This window comes from Pantoea sp. R102, assembly GCF_004916815.1.
Lineage (GTDB): Bacteria > Pseudomonadota > Gammaproteobacteria > Enterobacterales > Enterobacteriaceae > Pantoea > Pantoea dispersa.
In genome coordinates, this window is record NZ_SDFT01000197.1 from 1 (window position 1) to 4,383 (window position 4,383).

2 protein-coding genes are annotated in these 4,383 nt (G+C 64.4%); both read left to right on the forward strand.

Going from position 1 to position 4,383, the window contains the following annotated elements:
- On the forward strand, positions 1 to 1,964 hold a 1,964-nt coding region (locus ERD80_RS18825; protein WP_136548043.1), incomplete at its 5' end, for a virulence factor SrfB.
- Positions 1,961 to 4,333, forward strand: coding sequence for a virulence factor SrfC family protein (locus ERD80_RS18830; protein WP_136548045.1), 2,373 nt, complete (start codon positions 1,961 to 1,963; stop codon positions 4,331 to 4,333). The genes ERD80_RS18825 and ERD80_RS18830, both read left to right, overlap by 4 nt.
- Positions 4,334 to 4,383 lie beyond the last annotated feature (50 nt).

Sequence of the window (4,383 nt, forward strand, 5' to 3'; positions counted from 1 at the left end):
CGCTGCAGCGCGCCGGCACCGAGGGCAGCACCGGCCTCTCCAGCCCGCGACGCTACTTATGGGACGAAGCGCGTTATCAGCCCGGCTGGCGCTTCAACGCCAGCGGCGGCAGCGACGAGCCGCAGGCCACCGCGCTGCCGTTTACCCTGTTGCTCAACGATGAGGGGCAGCCGCTGCATGCCCTGCCGGAAGATGACCGCCTGCCGGTGTTTTCTGCCAGCTACAGCCGCAGCTCGCTGATGACCTTTATGCTGTGTGAGCTGCTGGCGCAGGCCATGATGCAGATGAACAGCGTGGCCCAGCGCCAGCGTATGCCGCAAAGCCAGGCGCCGCGCCAGCTGCGTCATGTGATCCTGACGCTGCCGTCGGCCATGCCGAAGCCGGAGCGGGAAATTTTCCGTCGCCGCATGCAGGAAGCCATCGCGCTGGTGTGGAAAGCCGAAGGCTGGCATCCGGCCGACGCCGCGTTTGACGCCGCCAGCCAGGCACACAGCCTGCGTCCGGTACCGGATGTGCAGATGGAGTGGGATGAAGCCACCTGCGGACAGATGGTGTGGCTGTTCAACGAAACCCAGGTGAACTTTGCCGGTCGCGCGGAAGATTTCTTCAGCAGCATGGCGCGCCCGGATCGCCCGCGCGAAGCGGATGAGCTGCCGGGCAAAAGCCTGCGCATCGCCTCGATTGATATCGGCGGCGGCACCACCGATCTCGCCATCACCCAGTATCGTCTGGATGATGGTCAGGGCAACAACGTGAAAATCACCCCGCGCCTGCTGTTCCGGGAAGGGTTTAAAGTGGCCGGCGATGACATTCTGCTGGACGTGATTCAGCTGTGGATCCTGCCCGCGCTACAGCAGAGTCTGCAAAAAGCCGGCCTGGCGCTGGCGGAACCGCTGATGAACAAGCTGTTTGGACACGACAGCCGCATGGACGGTCAGGCCACGTTGCGCCAGCAGGTCACCCTGCAGCTGTTTATTCCGCTGGCGCAGGCGGTGCTGGAGCGCTATGAAAACTGGAATCCGCTCGACAGCCACAGCGAAATTAACGCGCTGTTTGGCGAACTGGTGCCGCAGAAGCCAGCCAGCAGCGTGCTGGCGTTTGTCAACGGAGAGATTCAGCGCACGCTCGGCGGCGATAGCCGTTTCGATCTGCTTGACGTGCCGCTGGTGGTGAGCATGGCGCAGCTGCATGCTGAGTTCCTGCAGCACCGGATGGCGATCATCCCGGCGCTGCGCGCCATGTGCGAAGTGGTTTCCCTCTATCAGTGCGATGTGCTGCTGCTGACCGGTCGCCCGTCGCGCTTCCCGGGCATTCAGGCGCTGGTGCGTCATTTGCAGCCGCTGCCGGGCAGCCGCATTTTGTCGCTGGAGGGGTATCACACCAGCGACTGGTATCCGTTCAACAAACAGGGACGCATTGATAACCCGAAATCCACCGCGGCGGTCGGTGCCATGCTGTGTCTGCTGGCACTCGATCTGCGTCTCAGCAGCTTCTGGTTCCGCGCCGGCGATTTTGAACCCTACTCGACCATTCGCTACCTTGGCGTGCTGGATGAAAACGCCACGCTGAGCGATGACAATCTGTGCTACAGCGAGATTGATCTCGACAGCCACAGCTTCGCGCTGGACCGTAAAAGCAGCTTCCGCATTCGCGGTAACGTCTGCCTCGGTTTCCGCCAGCTGGAGAACGACCGCTGGCCAGCGACACCGCTCTACAGTCTGAGCATTACCGATCCGCAGCTGGCGCGCCAGGTAGCGGGCGAAAGCGTGCTGCGCATCAGGCTGGCGGTACAACCGGGCCCGGATAACCTCGGCCCGGAGCGGCTGGTGTTGAGCGAGGCGCGCATGGACGATGGCACGCGCGTGCCGCTGGAGCAACTGAGTCTGAAACTGAATACGCTGTCGGCCACCGGCAACGCCAATGCGCAATACTGGATCGACAGCGGGAGCGTGTGTAAACGATGAGAACTGCCAAAAAAGCCACGCCGGCGACGCCTGCTAAACGCCTGGGTCTGCTGCAGGAGACGGTTGACGGCGCGCTGAACTGGGTGGAGAGCCACCAGGCGCACTCGCCGCGTCTGGCGCTGGAAGCCGATACGCTGCGGCTCCAGCTGCGTCGCGCCCGCGTTGAGAGCCACGCGCTGGCACGACAGCTGGCGCGGCCGGTCACCCTGGCGCTGTTTGGTCAGTCGCAGGCGGGTAAAGCCTGGCTGCTGAGTGAAATGGTCGGCGACGCGCAGGGCCAGCTGATCGCCCGCCTCGGCGACAAAACCCTGAACTATTTTCAGCACATCAATCCCGGCAATCTCGATTTTGCCATCGCCACCCGTTTCAGCCATCAGCGTGAAGCGCAGTCAGGCGCGTGGCCGCTGGAGATGACGCTGCTGAGCGAAGCCGAGCTGATTCGTCTGATGCTGGCCGGCGCCAGCGCGGACACCCAGCCGGACAGCGCGGCGATTGATGCCGCGCTGCAGCGCCTGCAGCGCCATCGCCAGAGTGAGATGCAGCCCGGCCTCGACAGCGACGCGCTGGTGACGCTGTGGGCGTGGCATCGCCGCCAGCCCGACCACGCCGAAGTGCTGGACCGTCATTTCTGGCCGCAGGCGATTGAGCTGGCACCGTGGCTCAACGTGGACGACCGCGTGCAGCTGTTTGCGCTGCTGTGGCCGAAGCGTCCGGCGCTGAATGAAACCCTGCGCAGCCTGCTGCATCTGCGCCATCAGCTGCGGCATGCGCCGCGCGTGCTGGCACCGCTCAGCCTGCTGGTGGATGACGCCTCGCTGCCCGCTGAAAAGCTCATCGGCCATGACGCCGACCTGAACGAATTGATTGAAGTGTGTCCGGTTGTCGCCAACCGCGTGGGAAAACCGCAGTCGGTACCGCTCGGCTGGCTGGCGCTGCTGACGCTGGAAATCACCCTGCCGCTCAGTTCGACGCCGCGTCAGGCGCTGTATGACGAAGCCGATATGCTGGAGCTACCCGCACCGGGCACGCCCGCCGACCGCGATCAGCAGGATGAGCGCGCAAGGTTGCAGGCGCGTGATGCGCTGCGCGCCAGTCTGCTGGAACAGAAACGTGCCCTGCTGCCGGGCTTCTATGCCGCCCGTCAGGGGATCGATTTAATGCTGATTTGTACCGCCGCCAGCCAGCGTCAGGATGCGGATCTCGCCGCCAGCGCGCTGCGCGAGTGGCAACTGCAACAGAGCGCGACGGCCAGCGCAGACAAGCCGCGCCTGATTTGGGCGATTACGCCGCACGATGCGCGCTATCAGCAGTCGCAAATCAACGTCGATGAAGCGGTACAGCGGCAGATTGGTCAGCCGGGCCAGAGCTGGGGTTCCATGCTGGCGCGCGATCGCGCGGGCGTCGATCGCATGAGCAGCTGGCTGCAGGATGAGATGCAGCCGGAGGCACGGCGCGACCGGCTGGCGCTGCAGCTCAGCACGCTGCAGCAGAAACTGGTGGAGCGTCTGCAGCCGTGGACCGAAGCCAGCGCCACGCCGGAACAGGCCGCGCGGAAACAGGCCATCGCCGATACGCTGCTGAAGTGTTTACAGCATCGCACCGGCCTGCATGGCGAGCTGCTTGAGCGTCTGCAGCCGTCGCGCGAAGCGGTGCGCCAGCTGTGGCTGAGTCAGAGCCACGGCAGCACGCCATCCGCCGGCGGCCAGCCAGCCGCGGCAGAGCAGAGCTATTTTGGTATTGGTTTTGAGTTTGACCTGTTTAACGATGAGCCGGTAACCACCGCCGAACCGCGCAGCAGCAGCGGCCAGCGCGATCAGCAGTTTCCTCAGCAGGTGTTCGCGCTGTGGCTGGCGCACCTGCGTCAGCTGCCGGAGAGCCAGAGCCTGCTGGCGCTGCTCAACGTTGATAAGCCGACGCTGGAACTGCTGGTGGAGGAGCTCATCACCGCCAGCTTCCGTCTGCAGGTGCTGAGCAAACTGCAAAGCGCGCTCAACGAAACGGAGACACAGGCCAGTGCCCATGAAGCGCGCACCGATCGCCAGGTGTCGCGTGCCATGACGGTGCTGGGTGACTTTGTCGCCTGGCTCGGCTTCCTGCAGCGGGATGAACGTGAACGGCCGCAGAGTCGCGTCAATCGCGGCAGCCCGATTTTCGCCCGCCCGCCGGCACCCAGCGTCAGCTTTTCTTCAGGCCAGCGTCTGACGCGGCTGTCTGCCGCGCCGGCTAATCACACCGCCTATTACATTTATGACTGGCTGGTGGGGTTAAATTCGCTGATCGTCGAGAATAACGGCTACACCGGCGGCGGCGATTTGCCGGCCAGCGCACGCCAGACGCTGGCGATTATGCTGCTGCCGCTGCACGCGTAGTCAGTGAGTAATCAGGCGCAGCTCGACCGCCAGCTGCTGCGCCGCGCGCT

Coding starts and splice junctions, on each gene's coding strand:
- ERD80_RS18830 (WP_136548045.1), top strand. CDS start 1,961: ATGAGAACTGCCAAAAAAGCCACGCCGGCGACGCCTGCTAAACGCCTG.